Here is an 18,798-nt window from a genome sequence, read left to right as displayed (position 1 = left end):
GTTTGAATTCGATTTCGTCGTCCCACCTCCGCACAGTTGAGTAGGGCTGTAAAAGCTGATGAAATCAGCGTAGTAGAGCCCACTCAACCACTGCGTCTTGATTGACAATCCAAAGACAATTGAGAGGCCGGACTTTTGTCACAGCCTCTTTACTAATAGTATTTTATTACTAACTAAGAATTAAAGTTTCTTTAAGCATATTCTTTTATAGTAGAACTATCAAAAACACTTCCATTATGGGAATAGAAGGATGAATGATGAACATTCTTAAATTTATACGACCTGAAAAGCCATTAAAAGAGCTCAAATGGTATGATATCGCTATTTTGACTGCGATCATGTTTGGGCAGTTTATTGTCTGGTCTACAGAACTCTTCCTTGCCAGTCTTCAACCAGTTGCGCAAACCGTTAGCACAGCCACGGAGACAGCTACCAATACAGCAACGGATGGGGCAGCCTACTCCAGTAACTTTACTTTACAGATTATCTTATTAGCCCTTGCCTTGGCTTACTTGCTGCTCAGGAATTTCGATTTTAAACAGCTTCCAATTCGATTTAAATGGTCCGTCCTCTTTTGGGTACCTTTGATCTTTGCCATTGTTGGTCTGTTTGGGGATATCGTGACAACGGTGAGTGGAGAGTACGATTACTTCAATATCAATCTCCTTCCTTATATCGATCCCATGCAGATTATTCACAAGTTCTTAGCGCTTAGTCCCATGGCGATTGCTTATGCCTTGCTGAATGGTTTCTACGAAGAGTTCTTCTTCTTAGGAGTCATGACATCTGTTAATGACAAGTACAAGTGGTGGGCACTGGCTTATTCAATCTTGATTCGGATCTCCTTCCATACCTACCAAGGTTTGCTTTGGGCAGTGGTCATCGGAGTTATCTATGGACTCTTCTACTATTTCCTCTACAAGAAGGTGATCAAAAATCTTTTGCCATTCTTCCTCATGCATGCTTTGGCCGATATGTTTGGCTCTAGCATACTCTATCTTTTGATCAATTGGGGAAGCTAATAACATAGTTAAAAAACTGGACTGTTTGTCCAATTTCATATTTAAGATAAAGTCTTATGAAAATCTTTCCTTAGGTGAGTACGGACGTCAGCGAACTTCGTAGAAGTTCCATGACTAATTATTGAGCCTAAGGTCTCAATAATTCCGTGTGCCTGAAACAATTGCGTTTCAGGCACTTTTCTCACGGCGGAAAGTTTTTTTTCTGTTAAAAAGACTCAAAAATATAGAAAGACTTTTATAAAAAAATTATCTAACCATTTTATGTAAAAAATAGTTGGTATAAATTTTAAAACTGGACGTTTTGTCCAGTTTTTTATCTGCTTTGACTTGCCAGAACTCTAGGAAAATCCCTGTAGAAAAGGCGCAAAGATGGTATAATAGAACTATCATTTTACAGGAATCCTAACATTATGAAATTAGTCTATACAGATATTCGAACGCCTTTAACCCAGGTCTTGGTGGATGAAGCTAATCGCTTGGTTGAAGAAGGGAAGCGGGTCTTTTATATCGCGCCCAACTCCCTGTCTTTTGAGAAGGAGCACAAAGTCTTGCAACTCATAGACCAGAAGGCTTCTTTTGCCATCACCATTACGCGCTTTGCTCAGATGGCACGCTATTTTACACTCAATGAAAGTCACCAGCAGCAGTCGCTCGATGATATCGGTCTTGGCATGCTCTTTTTTAAGGTGCTTTCTCAGATGCCGGATGAAGAGCTCAAGGTTTATGCCCGTCTTAAGAAGGATCCCCAGTTTATCCAACAATTGATCCAGCTCTTTCATGAGTTGCAGACAGCCCAGATGACAGCATCCGACTTGGATGCCTTGCCAGATCAGGAGAAGAGAGAAGACTTGATCCATATCTTGAAGGCTGTTCAAGACCAGTTAGTTGCAGGTTCTTTTGAGTCTGAGTCTAAGTTGGCTAGTTTTGCCTCTCATCTTATCAAGGGAGATTTGGATGAGGAGTTGAAAGACTTGGCCCTAGTAATTGACGGTTTTACGCGTTTCTCAGCCGAGGAGGACTACCTGGTTCATTTACTGCACGACAAGGGCGTCGAGATCATTATTGGGGCATACGCCAGTGAGAAAGCCTATCGCTCGAGCTTTCGTGAGGGCAATCTCTACCAGGCAAGTGTCGACTTCCTGCTAGACTTGGCTAGGACCTACCAGGTCACGCCAAGCTATGTCGGTCAAGGAAAAGAGGATGCCTTTAGTCGTATGACGCGGATCTTGGAAGCTCGTTATGACTTTACAGAGGTAGAGGGTGAGCTGTTTGATCAAGATCGAGAAGCAGTAGAGATTTGGACCTGTAACCATCAAAAGGAAGAATTAGAGGCTGTAGCCCGCTCCATTCGCCAGCGTCTGTATGAGGGAGCTCGTTACAAAGATATTCGAGTCCTCTTGGGGGATGTGGATGCTTATCAGCTCCAGCTCAAAACCATCTTTGACCAGTACCAGATTCCCTTTTATCTTGGAAAGAGTGAGTCCATGTCCCAGCATCCCCTGGTCCAATGGGTGGAATCCTTGGACCGTCTTCGTCGCTATCGGTTTTTGACCGAGGATGTGGTCAATCTCTTGAAGACGGGGCTCTATGGGGCGCTAACGCGAGAGGACATCGACCATTTTGAACAATATGTTCGCTTTGCAGAAATCAAGGGTTTAGCTGCCTTTTCTCGTGACTTTACAGCCAATCACCATGACAAATTTGACCTAGAGCGTCTCAACCAGATTCGCCAGCAGGTCATCAGTCCCTTGCAGGAATTTTATAAGACCAAGAGCCAGACCAGCCAGGGGCTACTGAAAAAGTTTGCCCAGTTTTGTCAAGATGCCCAGTTGGCGCAAAACATGCAACAGTTAGCCAGTCGTGGCTCTGAACAGGAAATGGAACGCTATGACCAGGTATGGAAGTCCTTTAGCCATGTGCTAGAACAATTTGCCCAGGTCTTTGATCAAATCAAGGTGACCTTAGATGATTTTCTTAGCCTTCTCTTGTCAGGGATCTTGTTGGCAAGTTATCGAACGGTCCCTGCGACTGTCGATGTGGTGACAGTCCAGTCCTATGATTTGATTGAGCCCTTATCAGCTCCTTATGTCTATGCCATTGGCTTGACCCAGGAGCGTTTCCCTAAGATTGCCAAGGACCAATCCTTGCTGACGGATGAGGAGCGTCAGGTCCTGAACCAAGCTTCAGACCAACAGGCTAATCTCCAAATTGCCAGTCAGGACAACTTACGGAAGAATCGCTTCGTCGCCCTATCTCTCTTCAATGCGGCCACCAAACAGCTGGTCTTATCCAGCCCTATTCTTGTCAATGAGGTGGACGATAAGATGTCCCCTTACTTGTTCGAGCTGACCAAGGCACCGCTTGCTCTACCCGTCATTGAGAAGAAGGCAAGGGCCTCTAGTGAAGATATGGGGTCTTACCAGGCCCTCTTAGCTCGACTGATTGAATTGCACCAGGGAGAAATTGACCAGGAGTTGAGCAAGGAAGAAGCGACCTTCTGGGCAGTTGCCATTCGCATTCTTCGGAAGAAATTAGCTTCAGAAGGCTTGCATATCCCGCAAATCAGCCACAGCTTGACGACCAAGGTCTTAGAGGATGAGACGCTGGAAGTCCTTTATCCAAAAGGGCAGGCTCTGTCTTTATCTGCCTCAGCTCTCAACACCTACTACCAAAACCAATATAGCTATTATCTTCACTATGTCCTAGGTTTGCAGGAGGAGTGGCACTTGCGCCCAGACGCGAGAAGCCATGGGAATTTCTTGCACCGTATTTTTGAACGGGTGCTGAAAGATCCTTCAGAAGGAGATTTTGATGAGCGCTTGCACAAGGCCATTCGCGAAACCAGCCAGGAGACAGAGTTTGCCCTCCTTTATCAGGAGAATGCTATGGCCGCTTTTTCAAAAGAATTGCTCCTGGATACAGCTCGGGCGACTGGTCGTGTCCTCGCCCACAATGACAGTATTGAAACCATTGGAGAGGAAGCTCTCTTCGGCCGAGAAGATCGCCCCTTCTTAACCTTAGAAGATGGTCGTCCGCTCTTGGTCAAGGGCAAGGTTGATAGGATTGATCGGCTGTCTGAGACAGGGGCCTTGGGAGTGGTGGACTATAAGTCCAGTGAGACTAAGTTTAACTTTGAGAAGTTCTATAATGGCCTCAACTCCCAGTTGCCAACTTATCTATCTGCTATCAAAGACTTTCAGGCGTTTGATCCTGACAAGGGGATTTTCGGTGCCATGTATTTGCAGATGACGGATCCTTTGGTGCCTCTCAAGGATACCAAGGCGGTCGAAGATGCTGTCCAAGCGGTTCTAAAATCCCAACAATACAAGGGGCTCTTCTTGGCAGACCAAGCCAGTCAATTAGGGGAGAGCTATGAGAAAAACAAGGCCATGTTGCTGAGTCAAGAGGAGCTAGATCTGCTCTTGCTCTACAATGCCCATCTCTATCAACAAGCAGCCGAAGGTATCTTGTCGGGTGACTTTGCTATCAACCCTTATACTGAAAATGGTCGAAGCATTGCTCCGTATGTAGAACAATATAAATCGATTACGGGATTTGAAGCCAATCGCCACCTAGGACAAGCCCGTTTCTTGAAGAAACTGGACCTAAGTCAGTATGACAAACGCCCAGTCGGTGACAAGCTCCGTCAGGCCTGGATAGAAAAAATGAAGGAGGAATTGAATCAATGAAACCAATTGAATTTTTAAGTCACAGTCAGATTCAAGACCTCCAAATCCAGGAGGCCCTGTCTGACAAGGAACAAAAACGGACCCCTGAGCAAATAGAAGCCATCTATTCGTCAGGAACCAATATCCTAGTATCAGCTTCGGCTGGTTCTGGGAAGACCTTTGTCATGGTCCAACGGATCCTGGATCAATTGCACCGAGGGGTTTCCATCCAGCAATTGTTTATCTCGACCTTTACGGTTAAGGCAGCAACTGAGCTCAAGGAACGCTTAGAAAAGGAGTTGGAGAAGAGCCTCAAGTCTACCAAGGATGAGGAGCTCATGCGCCACTTGGCTCAACAAATCGCAGAATTACCAACTAGTGATATCGGGACCATGGATGCCTTCACGCAGCGACTGGTCTCCAAATACGGCTATTTATTAGGCCTCTCGCGGACTTTCCGCATCCTTCAAAGTGCGAGCGAGCAGTCCTTACTCAAGAATGACTGTTTTGAACAAGTCTTTGAGCGCTTTTATGAGGAGCAAGGGCCTGACCGCCTCTTTAGTCGTCTAGTTAAGAACTTTACAGGAAAGGGCAAGTCGCTAGCTGGCTTTAAGGAGCAGGTTTATGCACTAGTAGACTTCCTCCAATCCACTGCGGATCCTCTCATCTGGTTGAAGGAGTCCTTCCTCAAAGGCTATGAGGATCTGGACTATGATGAAGCCTTGGACCAGTTAGCCCAAGAGGTAAAAGAGCAACTCTTTGAATTGGAATCGTTCTTTACTTTCCATCTGGCAAATGAAGGACAAGCATTTTCAGGAGCCAAGTACCAAGAAAATGTCACCGCTATTCAAGACTTGATTGCTAGTCTCAATGAGAAACCCAGCCAGGAAGCGATTTTTGAGGTCTTGGAGCGGGTGGTCTTAATCTCCCGTGCCAGCGGAGGACGAAGTCTGACCATCACGACACGAAAAGAAGACCTGAAAGAGTTAGCTACTGCCTTTAATGACGAACGCAAAGAACGCATCGAAGCCTTGCGCGCAGCAGCCTCCCAGCACTACCAACTAACCTATCAGATTCGCTTCAAGGATGAACCCTTGCCTTTGCTAGTCTTGCTCAGGGATTTTGTCCAAGCTTTCTCGATTGCATATTTGGAACGCAAGAAGCAGGAAAATACCTTTGAATTTGGCGACATCAGCCATTTTGCCATCCAGATTCTTGAAGAATTTCCTCATATCCGCAGTCTCTATCAGGAGCGCTACCACGAGGTCATGGTCGATGAGTACCAAGATACCAACCACACTCAAGAGCGGATGTTGGAGCTCTTGTCTAATGGCCACAACCGCTTCATGGTGGGAGATATCAAGCAGTCTATCTACCGCTTCCGTCAGGCGGATCCTCAGATTTTTAATGACAAGTTTAAGGCCTACCAAGAAGAAGGGGCAGATGGCGAATTGATCCTGCTCAAAGAGAATTTCCGGAGCCATGTAGAGGTCTTAGAAGCGACCAACCATGTCTTTGAACGCCTCATGGATGAGGAAGTTGGAGAGATTCTCTATGACCAGAGCCACCGCTTGATTGCGGGAAATCCGGAGAAGAAAGAGCCGACGCCAGCTTATGAGACGGAGTTCCTGCTCTATGATGGCAGTCAGGACGCAGCTGAAACAAGTGAAGAAGAGAAGCAAGAAGGGGATAGCCTATCTTCAGGTGAAGTCCTTTTGGTCATCAAGGAGATCATCCGCCTTCACAATGAAGAAGGGGTAAACTTCAAAGATATCACGCTTTTGACGGCTTCACGGACCCGTAACGACAAGGTACTTTCAGCCTTTGAAGCCTATCAGATTCCTATCGTTGCGGACGGGGGAGAGGAAAACTACCTTCAGTCCGTTGAGGTCATGGTCCTCTTGGATACCCTCCGGACCATTAACAATCCCTTACAGGACTATCCCTTGGTGGCTCTCATGAAATCAGCCATGTTTGAATTTGACGAGGACCAGTTAGCTCGTTTAGCTTTACAGGGAGTTGAAGGCAAAAAAGCAGAAAATCTCTATGAAAGACTGCAACATGCCTTAGACCAGACTGGAAGTGCTCCTCAGTTGATCGATTCAAGCTTAAGAGAGAAACTCACTCGCTTTATGGAGACACTGGATGCCTGGCGTGACTATGCCCAGACGCATTCTCTCTATGACCTGCTTTGGAAGATTTACCAGGATCGCCACTACTATGATTATGTGGGTGCCCTGCCAAATGGTGCCCAACGGCAGGCCAATCTCTATGCCTTGACCCTTCGGGCAAATGACTTCGAAAGTTCTAGTTTCAAGGGATTGCCTCGCTTTATCTCCATGATTGATAAGATCTTGGAAAACCAGCACGACTTGGCCAATGTTGCCCAGGCAGTTCCTAAGGATGCTGTCCAACTCATGACCATCCATAAGAGCAAAGGACTTGAGTTCCCCTACGTCTTTATCCTCAATACCGATAAAAAGTTTGTCGGCAAAGAACTGTCTACCAATGCAGTTATCAGTCGGAAAAATGGGGTGGGCATCAAGTATATTGCGAATCTTCCTGTCGAGTCTGATCAAGAGGGACTTCCTGAGGCGGTTCGATTGGTCATTGAGACCCTGCCTTACCAGCGAAATGTCGAGGAAATTCGTCTGGCAGCCTTGTCGGAGCAGATGCGCCTTCTCTATGTCGCTATGACTCGAGCAGAGCGCAAGCTCTATCTTGTCGGTAAGGGCCGGCAGGATAAGCTGGAAGAGAGAAAATGGGGAGCCAGTGTCAATGGACGCTTGAGCCCAACTCTTCGCAAGGAAATCAATTGTTTCCAAGACTGGCTCTATGCCATTCAGGCAGTCTTTGCCCAGCAACACTTAGCCTATCAGACTCATTTTGTGACCGACCAAGACTTGACGCCGGAGCAAATCGGTCACTTGGAGTTGAAGACGTCCCTCCCAGTCGATGAACTGAAGGACAACCGCCAATCAGAAGAGATTCGCCGTGCCTTAGATGTCTTAGAATCTGTAGACCGGCTCAACACCCAGTACCAAGCAGCTATCCAACTCCCTAGTGTGCGGACCCCAAGTCAAATCAAAAAATTCTATGAACCCATCCAAGATATCGAAGGAGTGGATCTCATGGAAAAAGCGGACGTCCCATTACCAAGCTTTGAGTTTCCAACCTTTGGCAAAGAAGAAGCTGTGACAGGGGCAGCAGTCGGCAGTGCCCTCCATGAACTAATGCAACGAATTCCATTGACGACAGTTCCAACGATGGAGAGTTTAACAATGGTTCTCCAAGAGGTCAATGCCAGCCCAGCTGTCAAGGAGCGAATCGACCTCAAGAAGATCTTAGCTTTCTTCCAGACTGACTTGGGCCAACTCTTGCTCAAGGAGTCTGGGAAAGTCCATCGTGAAGCCCCATTTGCTATGCTCAAGACGGATCCAACCAGTGGCCAGGACTTTGTAGTCCGGGGGATCTTGGACGGCTACCTGCTTCTAGAAGATCGGATTCTTCTCTTTGACTACAAGACAGACCGCTACCGCAATCCTCAGGACTTGCTAGATCGCTACCAAGCCCAACTGGAACTCTACGCAGAAGCCCTCCGCCGCTCGTATGGTATAGACAACATCGAATCGTATTTAATCTTACTAGGAGGCGAGCAATTGCAAGTCGTTTCTCTAGCAGATAGAAAGGATTAATCATGACTCCTATCGAACGAATCCAAGAGATGGAAGGCCATCTCAACGTCTACAAAGGCTTAATCGAAGAACTTGAAGCATGTTTGCGACGAGTAGAAGCAGGCCAGTCTAGCTATATCGCCCTTCGCGATTACTACACTAGCCAGGTCTATATGGAGGATGTCGAACTGTCTAATCAGCCAGACTTTCCTGAAGAGGTCTACTGTGGTGTCTTATCCGAAGATGCCGTCTACGATTTGTTGGACGAGCATTACCAAAAGGCAGTGGAGATGTTAGACCTTGCGACCAAGATGTTAAAAGAACGATAAGAACACAAAAAAGCTCCGGTTTTCCGGAGCTTTTTTGACTGATTAGTGTGATACACGACGACGTGCTGCTTTTTTACGATTTTCTTCGATGAAAGCTGCTTTTTGTTCTTCTGGCTCGATGACTTTCTTCTTGAAAGTATAAACTGCACCTGCTACAGCAGCGACAGTACCAGCAACACCAGTAACAAAACCTTTACCAAATCCTTTAGCCATGAGAATTTCTCCTTTTTAGAACTTTAAATTTTTATGTTATAATATATGGTAACGAAAAAATGCGATTTTTGCAAGGAAAAACGATGAAAAACAAGATAATTGTGATAGTGGGGCCGACCGCTGTTGGAAAAACAGCCCTTGCTATCGAGGTGGCCCAGCGCTTTCAGGGCGAGGTCATCAGTGGGGACAGTCAGCAAGTCTACCGCACACTAGATATTGGGACAGCCAAGGCTAGTCCAGAAGAGCAGGCGGCGGCTCCCCACCATCTGATCGATGTCCGTGAGGTGACAGAGACCTACTCGGCTTATGATTTTGTCAAAGAAACCAGCCAAGCCATCGAGGAGATTCAAGAACGGGGCCATCTCCCCATTATTGCTGGAGGGACAGGTCTCTATGTCCAAAGTCTCCTAGAAGGTTATCATCTAGGAGGGGACGTTGCCCACGAAGATATCCTAGCCTATCGGGAGTCCTTGTCTCCTCTTACGGACGAAGAACTGTTTGAGCTAGCAGCGAAAGAAGGAATAGAGATTCCGCAGATCAATCGTAGACGGGCCATGCGGGCTTTGGAGATCGCCCATTTCGGTCAGGACTTGGAAAATCAAGCTCCAGCCTATGAGACCTATATGATCTGTCTAGACGATGATCGCCAAGCCTTGTATGACCGCATTAACCGACGGGTGGATCTCATGGTTGAGCAAGGCTTGTTAGAAGAAGCTAAATGGCTCTATGATAACCATCCTGAGGTTCAGGCGGCTAAGGGGATTGGCTACAAGGAGCTCTTTCCTTATTTTAAGGGAGAGCAAAGTTTAGAAGAGGCTCTAGAGCAGCTCAAGCAAAACACGCGCCGCTTTGCCAAGCGCCAGTTGACCTGGTTCCGCAATCGGATGACGGTCCATTTTTACCAGATAGGAGAAGAAGGCTTCAAGGAGCGGGTTCTTCAAGATATAGAAAGATTTTTAAATGATAGAAACTGAGAAAAAACAGGAGCGGGTCCTCATTGTCGGGGTCGAACTCCAAGACATGGAAAACTTTGACATGTCCATGGAGGAGTTGGCCAGTCTAGCCAAGACAGCCGGAGCTGAAGTAGTCGGTGTCTACACTCAGAAGAGAGAGAAGTACGACAGTAAGACCTTCGTTGGCTCCGGAAAGCTAGAAGAAATTGCTCAAATGGTTGATGCTGATGAGGTTTCGACAGTTGTCGTTAACAACCGTTTGACCCCACGACAAAATGTGAATTTAGAAGAAATTTTGGGTGTAAAGGTTATCGACCGGATGCAACTCATCTTGGATATATTTGCCATGCGGGCTCGGAGCCATGAAGGCAAACTCCAGGTTCATCTGGCCCAACTCAAGTACCTTTTGCCTCGTCTTGTGGGTCAAGGGATTATGCTCAGCCGACAGGCTGGAGGGATTGGTTCCCGTGGCCCAGGGGAAAGTCAGCTGGAGTTAAACCGCCGGAGTGTCCGCAATCAAATCACCGATATCGAGCGTCAACTCAAGGTGGTCGAAAAGAACCGTGAAGTGGTCCGGGAAAAACGCCTAGAATCCCCCATCTTTAAGATTGGCTTGATTGGCTATACCAATGCCGGCAAATCAACCATTATGAATGCCTTGACCAGTAAGACCCAATACGAGGCAGATGAACTCTTTGCGACCTTGGATGCCACCACCAAGAGCATCCATCTAACAGGCAATCTACAAGTAACTCTGACAGATACAGTTGGTTTTATTCAGGACTTGCCGACAGAGTTGGTGACCAGTTTTAAGTCGACCCTGGAAGAAAGCAAGAATGTGGATCTCTTGGTCCATGTCATCGATGCCTCTGATCCCAACCATGAAGAGCATGAGAAGACGGTTCTTCAGATTATGAAGGATTTGGAGATGCTGGAGATTCCACGCTTGACTCTCTACAATAAGGCTGATAAAGTCGCGGACTTTACTCCGACTCAGACACCTTATCGCCTGGTTTCGGCCAAGGATCCCGATAGTCGGACTAAACTGCAGGACATTCTACTTGAAAAGATGCAGGAGCTCTTCCATCCCTTTACGATTCAGGTTCCTTTTGATCAAGCCTACCGCATCCATGAATTGGAGACCATTGCCATATTGGCTGAGCGTTCCTATGAGGAAACTGGTGAGGTCATAACAGGCTACATCGCCCCTAAAAATGCATGGAGACTAGAGGAGTTTTATCATCATGGATTATCTTAATATCGCTCTCAGCTATGGAGGCTATACCAGTCTAGACAAGGTCTATTTGGAGCGGGTCTTAGCGGGATTGACAGAAGAGCAAAAGCTCCAGTTTATCACGCCACCGCCCAGTGTCATCAATGCCTATTTTGCTGAGCTTTACCAAAAGAAGAGCCCAGAAGCTGCAACAGACTATTATGAACAAGTCACTGAGGCCTTTGATCTCTATCAGATCAGTCCCAGCTTTGAGGAGGACAAACCCTTTGTCCGTCTTAATCTGTCTGGCAAGGCCTATGGATTTTGCTACCGAGAGAAAGGATTGGCTCAAGTCTTTGCCCAGCAAGCAGAAGCTATCAGCATGGACCTCTTGTTTGAGATTGCGCAGATCTTTCCTCACTACCTGGTCTATGAAGAGGAAGGCTTGATCTTGATGCGCCGTGTTACGGATCAAGAGGTGGTGGAGACCAAGGAATTGTCAGCTTTGTCTCAATTTGAAGAGCTGGCAGATGGCAGCATCCGCTTGACTGGCTACAACCAGGACGAATTAGCTCAATTGGCTAGGGCCTACCCAGGAAAAATCGCCGTTCGTTCAAAAAATCGGACTGCTATGATCTATATTAGTTAGAAAGAATACAATGGAAATTCAATTTTTAGGAACGGGTGCGGGACAGCCGTCCAAATCTCGTAATGTCTCAAGTCTAGCCCTCAAACTTTTGGATGAAATTAATGAAGTTTGGCTCTTTGACTGTGGAGAAGGGACACAAAACCAAATCTTAGAAACCAGCATTCGTCCTCGAAAGGTCAGCAAGATTTTTATCACCCACTTACACGGGGACCATATCTTTGGTTTGCCAGGTTTCCTCTCTAGTCGCGCCTTTCAGGCCAATGAAGAGCAGACGGATCTAGAGATTTATGGACCGGTTGGGATCAAATCCTTTGTCTTGACCAGCCTTCGAGTTTCCGGTTCACGCCTGCCTTACAAGATTCATTTTCATGAGTTCGATGAAGGTTCTCTTGGGAAAATCATGGAGACCGATAAGTTCACGGTCTATGCCGAGGCCTTGGACCACACCATTTTCTGTGTCGGCTACCGGGTCATGCAGAAGGATTTGGAAGGGACCCTCGACGCAGACAAACTCAAGGCAGCGGGTGTTCCATTTGGACCACTTTTTGGCCAGGTCAAAAATGGGCAGGATGTTACCCTGGAAGATGGTACCAAGATCATTGCTGCGGACTATATCTCAGCCCCTCGACCTGGTAAGATCATCACCATCTTGGGCGATACCCGCAAGACCAATGCCAGCGTCAGACTTGCCGTCAATGCAGATGTCCTAGTGCATGAGTCTACCTATGGCAAGGGCGATGAAAAGATTGCTCGTAAGCATGGCCACTCGACCAATATGCAGGCGGCAGAAGTGGCGCGTGAAGCAGGAGCCAAACGCCTTCTACTCAACCATATCAGTGCCCGCTTCCTCTCCAAGGACGTCAGTCAATTGCGCAAGGATGCTGCGACTGTGTTTGAGAAGGTCCATGTGGTCAAGGACTTGGAAGAAGTGGAGATCTAAGATGCGAACTATCATCATCACAGGAGCGAGTGGAGGCCTGGCTCAGGAAATGGTCAAACTCCTTCCTGAGGACCGGCTCATTCTCCTAGGGAGAAATCAAGAGAAACTGGAACAACTCTATGCTGACCATCCTCAGGCTGAATGCATCGGGCTTGATATCACCGATTCATCAGCTGTCCAAGATATGGTAGAAGAGCTCTATCAGCGCTATGGACAGATCGATGTCTTAGTCAACAATGCAGGCTATGGGATCTTTGAGGCCTTTGATAGCATTTCTGATCAGCAGGTGCGAGAGATGTTTGAGGTCAATACCTTTGCCCTCATGCAACTTTCGCGCTTGATTGGTGCCCGCATGAAGGCAACATGCAAGGGGCACATCGTCAATATCGTCAGTATGGCGGGGTTAGTTGCAACTGCCAAATCCAGCCTTTATTCAGCGACCAAGTTTGCAGCCATTGGCTTCTCTAATGCCCTGCGGTTAGAACTGATGACCTTTGGTGTCCATGTGACGACGGTCAATCCAGGCCCTATTCGGACCACTTTCTTTGACCAGGCAGACCCCGATGGAAGCTATGTCAAGGCTGTAGACCGTTATATTTTGGAACCAGACTTCGTGGCTAAGAAGATTGTGAAAAACTTTGGAAAACTAAAACGCGAGCTCAATTTGCCTTGGCTCTTGAACCTGACCCACAAGCTCTATACCCTTTTCCCTCGTATCTCGGACAAGCTAGCCAGCAAGATGTTCAATTACAAATAGGAGGAGCCAGATGGCAGCAAATATCCAAGCCTATTTAGAAAACCTCCAGCAACCTTGGGGACAGATCTATTATGATATCCTTTTTGCACAATTAAAAGACATCAAAGGCAAGCGAGTCCTTGATTTTGGCAGTGGTTTTGGCCTTGTAGCCAATCACCTAGCGCAAGACAATGAAGTACTTGCTGTGGAGCCCAATGAGGAAATGGTGGCCTTTCGGGTCCAGGACCATCCCTACCAGCAAGTCGTTGGAAGTCTGGATCAGTTAGCAAGTCTTGAAGATGCCAGCTTTGATGTCATCCTCTGCCACAATGTCCTGGAGTATGTAGGGAATCGCGAGGCAGTCCTCAAGGCATTCACCCGGCTCTTAAAACCAGGAGGCCTGCTCTCCATTGTCAAGCACAATGAGGTTGGTCGCGTCCTACAGACCGTCATCTTTGAAAATGATACTCAGAAGGCGCTTGATCTCTTAGCTGGTCATGATCTGGAAACCCACTCTATGGGCTTGGCTCAAGCCTATGATCTCGGTGCAGCAGTAGAAGACCTATTCCTCGAAGTCCAGGACTACCAAGGGATTCGTGTCTTTTATGCCTTGCAGGACAATCGCTTCAAGGGCCAAGAAGGCTGGCGAGAGTCTATGCTTAAGATGGAGCTGGCTGTTTGCCAGAAGTCCCCTTACCGGGATATCGCCTTCTTCCAGCACTATAGGTTAAAAAGGAGTTAAGATGTTAGAGTACAAACAAGAGATTCCAGTCATGGCAGACTTACTCGCACTCTACAGCTCGGTCGGTTGGACCAATTATACCAACAACCCAGCTATGCTAGAAGAAGCTGTTAAAGCCAGTCTCTGGCAGTTGGGAGTCTATGATGAGAAAGAGCTCGTCGCCTACATTCGCTTGGTAGGTGATGGCCACTCTGTCATTTTTGTGCAGGACCTCCTGGTACGACCAGATCACCAGCGCCAAGGTATCGGAAGGAAACTTTTAGAAGAGGCTTTAGCGACCTTCCCCAATGTCTATCAACGACTCCTCGCCACTGAACGGAGCGAGAAGAATCTTGCCTTTTACCAATCCCTGGGCTTTGTTGAACTTTCAGAGCAAGCCTGTACAGGGATGATTTATAATAATTGACGGAGAGAGAGTGGGACAGAAATCGGTAATTCGTTAGAATTCGATTTCGTCGTCCCACCTCCGCACAGTTGAGTAGGGCTGTAAAAGCTGATGAAACCAGCGTAGTAGAGCCCACTCAACCACTGCGTCTTGCTCGACAATCCAAAAACAATTAAGAGGCTAGGACTTTTGTCCCAGCCTCTTTTCTTGTTTTTCCTGACATTCCTTGTAAATAATGGTAGAATAGAGCTAGATAAATGAATACGTTGATGAGTAATTCAACTTGTGAGAATCTTTCATCCTATATAGTCCTCTATCTAACTTTTGGAAGTTTTCTATTTTTGGAGGTAGACCTATGAAAAACAAAGGTTATTCCCTTTTACTCCTAGTTCCCATTTTATTCTTAACGATGGTTCTAACCAGTTGTAAGATCATGACATCGAGTGATTACAAAAAGGCTAAAGAAGTTGTTAGCAGTGAGCTTGCTCAAGCTGGTCTTCATGGAAAAGTAACCATCACCAAGTTATCTTGGACTGCCCTAGAATTCCCAACTTATCATGTAAGCTACACCTACTCTGAGAAAACCTACGATGATCAAACGGTACGATTGGAAAATGAAACAACTTTTCATGATGACTGGTCAAGTTCATCTATTATTTTTCTTCCAGACTATAAGAAAGTGTTTTTAGAGCAGAAATCCATAAAAAATATCGAGGAAAAACTAGAAAAGGAAATAAAGAAGCAATCTCTAGGCCTTCCAATTGAATTCTCTATCTTTTTAAGTAACTTTTATCAGGAAGAAAAAGAGGAAATCCTGGATAGCATTGCAAGTCAAAATCTCAAAGAAGGGAAAAAAGACTTTGCCGGCTACTATCAAATTCCTTTTCAAACCTTGATCGATCAAGAGTTAATCCGTATGACCATTTATGTAGATGATGCCGTGTCCGTTAAGGAGCAAGACCTAGAAGAAGCAGCTAAAAAGCTAGATGCGAGCAAACTACCGAATGGTGCCTATAGTTTCTACTATTCCAATCATAAAGATGATTCGGAAGACACGCTCAGTTACTCCTTCAAAGTGAAAGATGGGAAAGTTGTTTTTTATGAAGATCAACAGGACGGACTAGAGAATCAAGAATAAGGAAGATGAAAAAGGGACTATCTAATAGACCACAAGTCAAATAGCAAGGCTGGGAGTTGATTCCCAGTCTTTTCTTTCGTCTAGAAAAGTAAGTCTTGATGGTAAAGGTACCGTGAGTTTAATCGCCATCCGTTTTTTTCTATTCTCTCTTTAGGAAGCATAGGCTTTTATCCCCTCTGATAAATTCATTCATGTTATAATAAGTAGACTAGATAACAGGGAGAAAAGATACACAGATGATCACGTCAAAATATGAATGGCAGTTTGCTACGCCCTTTTCAGATGATACTTTTTTGGCGCAAGCAAAGAAGAGAGGATTAGAAGCATCCGCAGCCAAGTTACTGGGAGAACGAGGAATCCAGACGGAAGAGGCGCTGGATCGTTTTCTTGAACCGCGGCTAGAAGATCTGCATGATCCCTACCTGCTTCACGATATGGACAAGGCAGTGGATCGCATTCGCCAAGCCATAGAAGATTATGAACAAATCCTAGTTTATGGAGACTATGATGCGGACGGGATGACGGCCGCTTCTATTATGAAGGAAACCCTGGAGCAGATGGGGGCAGAAGTAGACGTCTATCTGCCTAACCGCTTTACGGATGGCTATGGTCCCAATGCCAGTGTCTACAAGTACTTTATCGAACAGCAGGGGATTTCCCTCATCATCACGGTGGACAATGGAGTAGCTGGACACGAAGCCATTGACTTGGCCCAAAGCATGGGAGTAGATGTCATTGTAACCGACCACCATGCCATGCCAGAAGTTTTGCCCGATGCTTATGCCATCATTCACCCCGAGCATCCAGATGCTGATTATCCTTTCAAGCACCTAGCGGGCTGTGGGGTTGCCTTTAAGTTGGCTTGTGCCCTCCTAGAAGAGGTGCCCCTAGATTTCCTTGATCTGGTAGCCATTGGAACCATTGCGGATATGGTCAGTCTGACAGATGAAAACCGCATTCTAGTCAAGTATGGCCTAGGTGTCCTTCGTCAAACCCAACGGATCGGCCTCCAGGAAATGCTCAAGTTGGCCTCCATCGCCCCTCAAGATGTAAATGAAGAAACAGTTGGTTTTCAGATTGCTCCTCGTCTCAATGCCCTGGGTCGCTTGGATGACCCAAATCCAGCGGTCGAACTCTTGACAGGTTTTGACGACGAAGAAGCGCTGGAAATTGCGCTGATGATTCAAGCCAAGAATGAAGAGCGCAAGGAAATCGTCCAAGCCATCTATGATGAAGCCAAAGCCATGGTTGATCCAAGTCTTCCTGTTCAGATCTTGGCAAAAGAAGGCTGGAATCCTGGTGTCTTAGGGATTGTAGCTGGTCGCCTACTTGAAGAGATCCATCAGCCCATCATCGTCCTCACCATAGACCAAGGCAAGGCTAAAGGAAGTGCACGAAGTCCCGAAAGTGTCCATATTTTTGAAGCCCTAGCTCCCCATCGGGATCTCTTTATCGCCTTTGGGGGCCATGCGGGTGCAGCTGGTATGACTCTGGAAGTGGACAAGCTCCCTCGTCTGACCGAGATTTTTTCTGACTATATTGTAGAAAAAGGGATTGACCTGACGGCCAAATCCACACTCTTTGTGGATGAGGAGTTGGACCTAGAAGAGCTGACTTTGGATACCTTGAAGAGTTTCGACCGTCTCGCTCCTTTTGGGATGGACCATAAGAAGCCAGTCTTTTACATTCGTGATTTTCAAGTGGAGTCTAGCCGGACTATGGGGGCTGGTAATAGCCATCTGAAGTTGAAGATTCAAAAAGGCGATGCCCGTTTTGATGTGGTGGCTTTTGGCCAGGGCCATTTGGAATTGGAATTCTCCCAAGCGAAAAATTTGGAGTTGGTGGTATCCTTGGCCATCAATCAATGGAATGGACAGACCACCCTGCAATTGATGGTGGTGGATGTCCGTGTAGAAGGAGTACAGCTTTACAATATCCGAGGAAAGAATGCTCCTCTCCCACAAGCTATTCCGCTCTTTAGTCAATTAGAAGGAAGAGTAGATTCAGCCGCCATTGTCATCGATCGCATACCGGATGACCTGGCTGACTTGAAGGCCCTTTTCCAAGAACAGAGCTTCCAAGCGGTCTATTTTAAGAATCAACTAGATAAGGCCTATTATCTGACTGGCTACGGTAGCCGGGATCAATATGCCAAACTCTATAAGACACTATATCAGTTCCCTGAGTTTGATATCCGACATAAGCTGAGCCAACTATCTGACTACCTCAAGATTCCACAGGTTTTGTTGATCAAAATGATCCAGATTTTCCAAGAATTGGGCTTTGTTCAGATTGAAAATGGCATCATGACTGTCAACAAGGATGCGGAGAAGAAGGAGATTACCTCTAGTTCCATCTATCAGGACTTGGTGAAGACGGTCAAAGACCAAGAGCTCATGGCTCTAGGATCTGTGCAAGAAATCTATGATTATTTAACAGGATCGATTTAATGAACAAGAAGAAAATAATCCTCTGGCTCAGTCCTTTCCTGCTTTTTGCCCTCTATTGGCTGGGGATCTACTTGAGTTTGAGAAACCCCATGGAGGAGATTAACTACGCTGAAAATGGTGGGTGGATGCGCTATGTCATGTTTAGGCCCTTTACAGAAACGATCGGAAGTGATCGCATCTGGAAGGAAGATGAAGGATTTCAAATGTATCCCTATTCAGATGACATCGTTGGTGGTCAAGAAGAGCTATCCGTCATGATGTTTCGAGACAGTTCTGAATGGGTTTATTGGTATAAATATCAGCTAAACGAAAATGATTATGTTCGTATGTTCTTCGAATATGATTCTACAAATAAGGTTTTTCTCCAAAGGGAAGTCTATCTTTATGCGGATGATCAAACAGTTAAGGGGAGTGATTTTCTAAAGAAACTTTCTACCTACGGCAAAGACCGCACTTGGCTTCGAAACCAAAGCAAGAAGGTCGCCGAACAATACATCCTTGGTACTTGGTTTAAGAATGGAAGCTCGCGTTATTCCTTGAAAAACTTAGGAGATATGAAAATTAAGTACAACAAATTGATAGAAGAACAGTAAAAGGATCTTCTAACATTTATTATCCCGCATCTTTTTCAGGTGTGGGATTTTTTCTTTTGCTGCAGGTGTTTGGGAAAATGATTTAGTAAAAAA

The 18,798-nt window shown here is 46.2% G+C and carries 15 protein-coding genes; 14 read left to right on the top strand and 1 reads right to left on the bottom strand.

Annotated elements, in window-relative coordinates:
* The first annotated feature begins 257 nt into the window (after nucleotides 1-257).
* The 4 genes from I2D56_RS04010 to I2D56_RS03995 all read left to right on the top strand — a co-directional run bounded on the left by I2D56_RS04010 (nucleotide 258) and on the right by I2D56_RS03995 (nucleotide 8,693).
* Complete coding sequence (locus tag I2D56_RS04010) at nucleotides 258-1,022, top strand: CPBP family intramembrane glutamic endopeptidase (RefSeq protein WP_129268932.1); 765 nt, start codon at nucleotides 258-260, stop codon at nucleotides 1,020-1,022.
* 410 nt (nucleotides 1,023-1,432) lie between these two features.
* Nucleotides 1,433-4,711, top strand: coding sequence for an ATP-dependent nuclease subunit B (gene rexB / locus I2D56_RS04005; RefSeq protein WP_195348023.1), 3,279 nt, complete (start codon nucleotides 1,433-1,435; stop codon nucleotides 4,709-4,711).
* Complete coding sequence (addA, locus tag I2D56_RS04000) at nucleotides 4,708-8,385, top strand: helicase-exonuclease AddAB subunit AddA (protein WP_195348022.1); 3,678 nt, start codon at nucleotides 4,708-4,710, stop codon at nucleotides 8,383-8,385. Before rexB ends, addA begins: the two co-directional genes overlap by 4 nt.
* Nucleotides 8,386-8,387: 2 nt before the next feature.
* Nucleotides 8,388-8,693, top strand: coding sequence for a DUF4298 domain-containing protein (locus tag I2D56_RS03995; protein WP_195348021.1), 306 nt, complete (start codon nucleotides 8,388-8,390; stop codon nucleotides 8,691-8,693).
* A 42-nt stretch (nucleotides 8,694-8,735) separates the two neighbouring features.
* On the opposite strand, the gene I2D56_RS03990 is transcribed toward I2D56_RS03995, so the two are convergent.
* A complete protein-coding gene (locus I2D56_RS03990) occupies nucleotides 8,736-8,906 on the bottom strand; it encodes a DUF3042 family protein (RefSeq protein ID WP_003002781.1) in 171 nt (56 codons plus the stop codon).
* A gap of 83 nt (nucleotides 8,907-8,989) precedes the next feature.
* Here I2D56_RS03990 and miaA point away from each other — a divergent pair, with 83 nt between their 5' ends.
* The 10 genes from miaA to I2D56_RS03940 all read left to right on the top strand — a co-directional run bounded on the left by miaA (nucleotide 8,990) and on the right by I2D56_RS03940 (nucleotide 18,705).
* The gene (miaA, locus tag I2D56_RS03985) at nucleotides 8,990-9,880 is read left to right on the top strand and encodes a tRNA (adenosine(37)-N6)-dimethylallyltransferase MiaA (protein ID WP_324250350.1); all 891 of its coding nucleotides are present in this window, start codon (nucleotides 8,990-8,992) and stop codon (nucleotides 9,878-9,880) included.
* Nucleotides 9,867-11,117, top strand: a complete 1,251-nt coding sequence (gene hflX, locus I2D56_RS03980; RefSeq protein WP_195348019.1) for a GTPase HflX — start codon at nucleotides 9,867-9,869, stop codon at nucleotides 11,115-11,117. Before miaA ends, hflX begins: the two co-directional genes overlap by 14 nt.
* The gene (locus tag I2D56_RS03975) at nucleotides 11,101-11,721 is read left to right on the top strand and encodes a cystathionine beta-lyase (RefSeq protein ID WP_195348040.1); all 621 of its coding nucleotides are present in this window, start codon (nucleotides 11,101-11,103) and stop codon (nucleotides 11,719-11,721) included. The genes hflX and I2D56_RS03975 overlap by 17 nt, the downstream gene beginning before the upstream one ends.
* A gap of 10 nt (nucleotides 11,722-11,731) precedes the next feature.
* Nucleotides 11,732-12,661, top strand: a complete 930-nt coding sequence (rnz, locus tag I2D56_RS03970) for a ribonuclease Z (RefSeq protein WP_195348018.1) — start codon at nucleotides 11,732-11,734, stop codon at nucleotides 12,659-12,661.
* Between the two features lies 1 nt (nucleotide 12,662).
* Nucleotides 12,663-13,418 carry an SDR family NAD(P)-dependent oxidoreductase gene (locus I2D56_RS03965; RefSeq protein ID WP_195348017.1) on the top strand — a complete coding sequence of 252 codons (756 nt, stop codon included), beginning with the start codon at nucleotides 12,663-12,665 and terminating at the stop codon, nucleotides 13,416-13,418.
* Between the two features lie 10 nt (nucleotides 13,419-13,428).
* Nucleotides 13,429-14,139 (top strand): class I SAM-dependent methyltransferase, encoded by a 711-nt coding sequence (locus tag I2D56_RS03960; protein ID WP_195348016.1) that lies wholly within the window; start codon nucleotides 13,429-13,431, stop codon nucleotides 14,137-14,139.
* A gap of 1 nt (nucleotide 14,140) precedes the next feature.
* Nucleotides 14,141-14,545, top strand: a complete 405-nt coding sequence (locus tag I2D56_RS03955) for a GNAT family N-acetyltransferase (RefSeq protein WP_195348015.1) — start codon at nucleotides 14,141-14,143, stop codon at nucleotides 14,543-14,545.
* Between the two features lie 334 nt (nucleotides 14,546-14,879).
* Entirely contained in the window at nucleotides 14,880-15,662 is a 783-nt protein-coding gene (locus tag I2D56_RS03950; protein WP_195348014.1) for a hypothetical protein, read from the top strand.
* Nucleotides 15,663-15,898: 236 nt separating this feature from the next.
* Entirely contained in the window at nucleotides 15,899-18,112 is a 2,214-nt protein-coding gene (gene recJ / locus I2D56_RS03945) for a single-stranded-DNA-specific exonuclease RecJ (protein ID WP_195348013.1), read from the top strand.
* On the top strand, nucleotides 18,112-18,705 hold the full coding sequence (locus tag I2D56_RS03940; protein WP_123160175.1) for a TipC family immunity protein: 594 nt from the start codon (nucleotides 18,112-18,114) through the stop codon (nucleotides 18,703-18,705). Before recJ ends, I2D56_RS03940 begins: the two co-directional genes overlap by 1 nt.
* Nucleotides 18,706-18,798: the final 93 nt, after the last annotated feature.

The organism is Streptococcus australis, from assembly GCF_015553625.1.
Classification (GTDB): Bacteria; Bacillota; Bacilli; order Lactobacillales; family Streptococcaceae; genus Streptococcus; species Streptococcus australis_B.
Note: the sequence above shows the minus strand (reverse complement) of the source record. Positions and strands in the feature narration are given on the sequence as shown.

Bases quoted from the DNA above. Each gene is read 5' to 3' on its own strand.
- I2D56_RS04010 (WP_129268932.1), top strand. From the start codon at position 258: ATGAACATTCTTAAATTTATACGACCTGAAAAGCCATTAAAAGAGCTC.
- rexB (WP_195348023.1), top strand. From the start codon at position 1,433: ATGAAATTAGTCTATACAGATATTCGAACGCCTTTAACCCAGGTCTTG.
- addA (WP_195348022.1), top strand. From the start codon at position 4,708: ATGAAACCAATTGAATTTTTAAGTCACAGTCAGATTCAAGACCTCCAA.
- I2D56_RS03995 (WP_195348021.1), top strand. From the start codon at position 8,388: ATGACTCCTATCGAACGAATCCAAGAGATGGAAGGCCATCTCAACGTC.
- I2D56_RS03990 (WP_003002781.1), bottom strand. From the start codon at position 8,906: ATGGCTAAAGGATTTGGTAAAGGTTTTGTTACTGGTGTTGCTGGTACT.
- miaA (WP_324250350.1), top strand. From the start codon at position 8,990: ATGAAAAACAAGATAATTGTGATAGTGGGGCCGACCGCTGTTGGAAAA.
- hflX (WP_195348019.1), top strand. From the start codon at position 9,867: ATGATAGAAACTGAGAAAAAACAGGAGCGGGTCCTCATTGTCGGGGTC.
- rnz (WP_195348018.1), top strand. From the start codon at position 11,732: ATGGAAATTCAATTTTTAGGAACGGGTGCGGGACAGCCGTCCAAATCT.
- I2D56_RS03965 (WP_195348017.1), top strand. From the start codon at position 12,663: ATGCGAACTATCATCATCACAGGAGCGAGTGGAGGCCTGGCTCAGGAA.
- I2D56_RS03960 (WP_195348016.1), top strand. From the start codon at position 13,429: ATGGCAGCAAATATCCAAGCCTATTTAGAAAACCTCCAGCAACCTTGG.
- I2D56_RS03955 (WP_195348015.1), top strand. From the start codon at position 14,141: ATGTTAGAGTACAAACAAGAGATTCCAGTCATGGCAGACTTACTCGCA.
- I2D56_RS03950 (WP_195348014.1), top strand. From the start codon at position 14,880: ATGAAAAACAAAGGTTATTCCCTTTTACTCCTAGTTCCCATTTTATTC.
- recJ (WP_195348013.1), top strand. From the start codon at position 15,899: ATGATCACGTCAAAATATGAATGGCAGTTTGCTACGCCCTTTTCAGAT.
- I2D56_RS03940 (WP_123160175.1), top strand. From the start codon at position 18,112: ATGAACAAGAAGAAAATAATCCTCTGGCTCAGTCCTTTCCTGCTTTTT.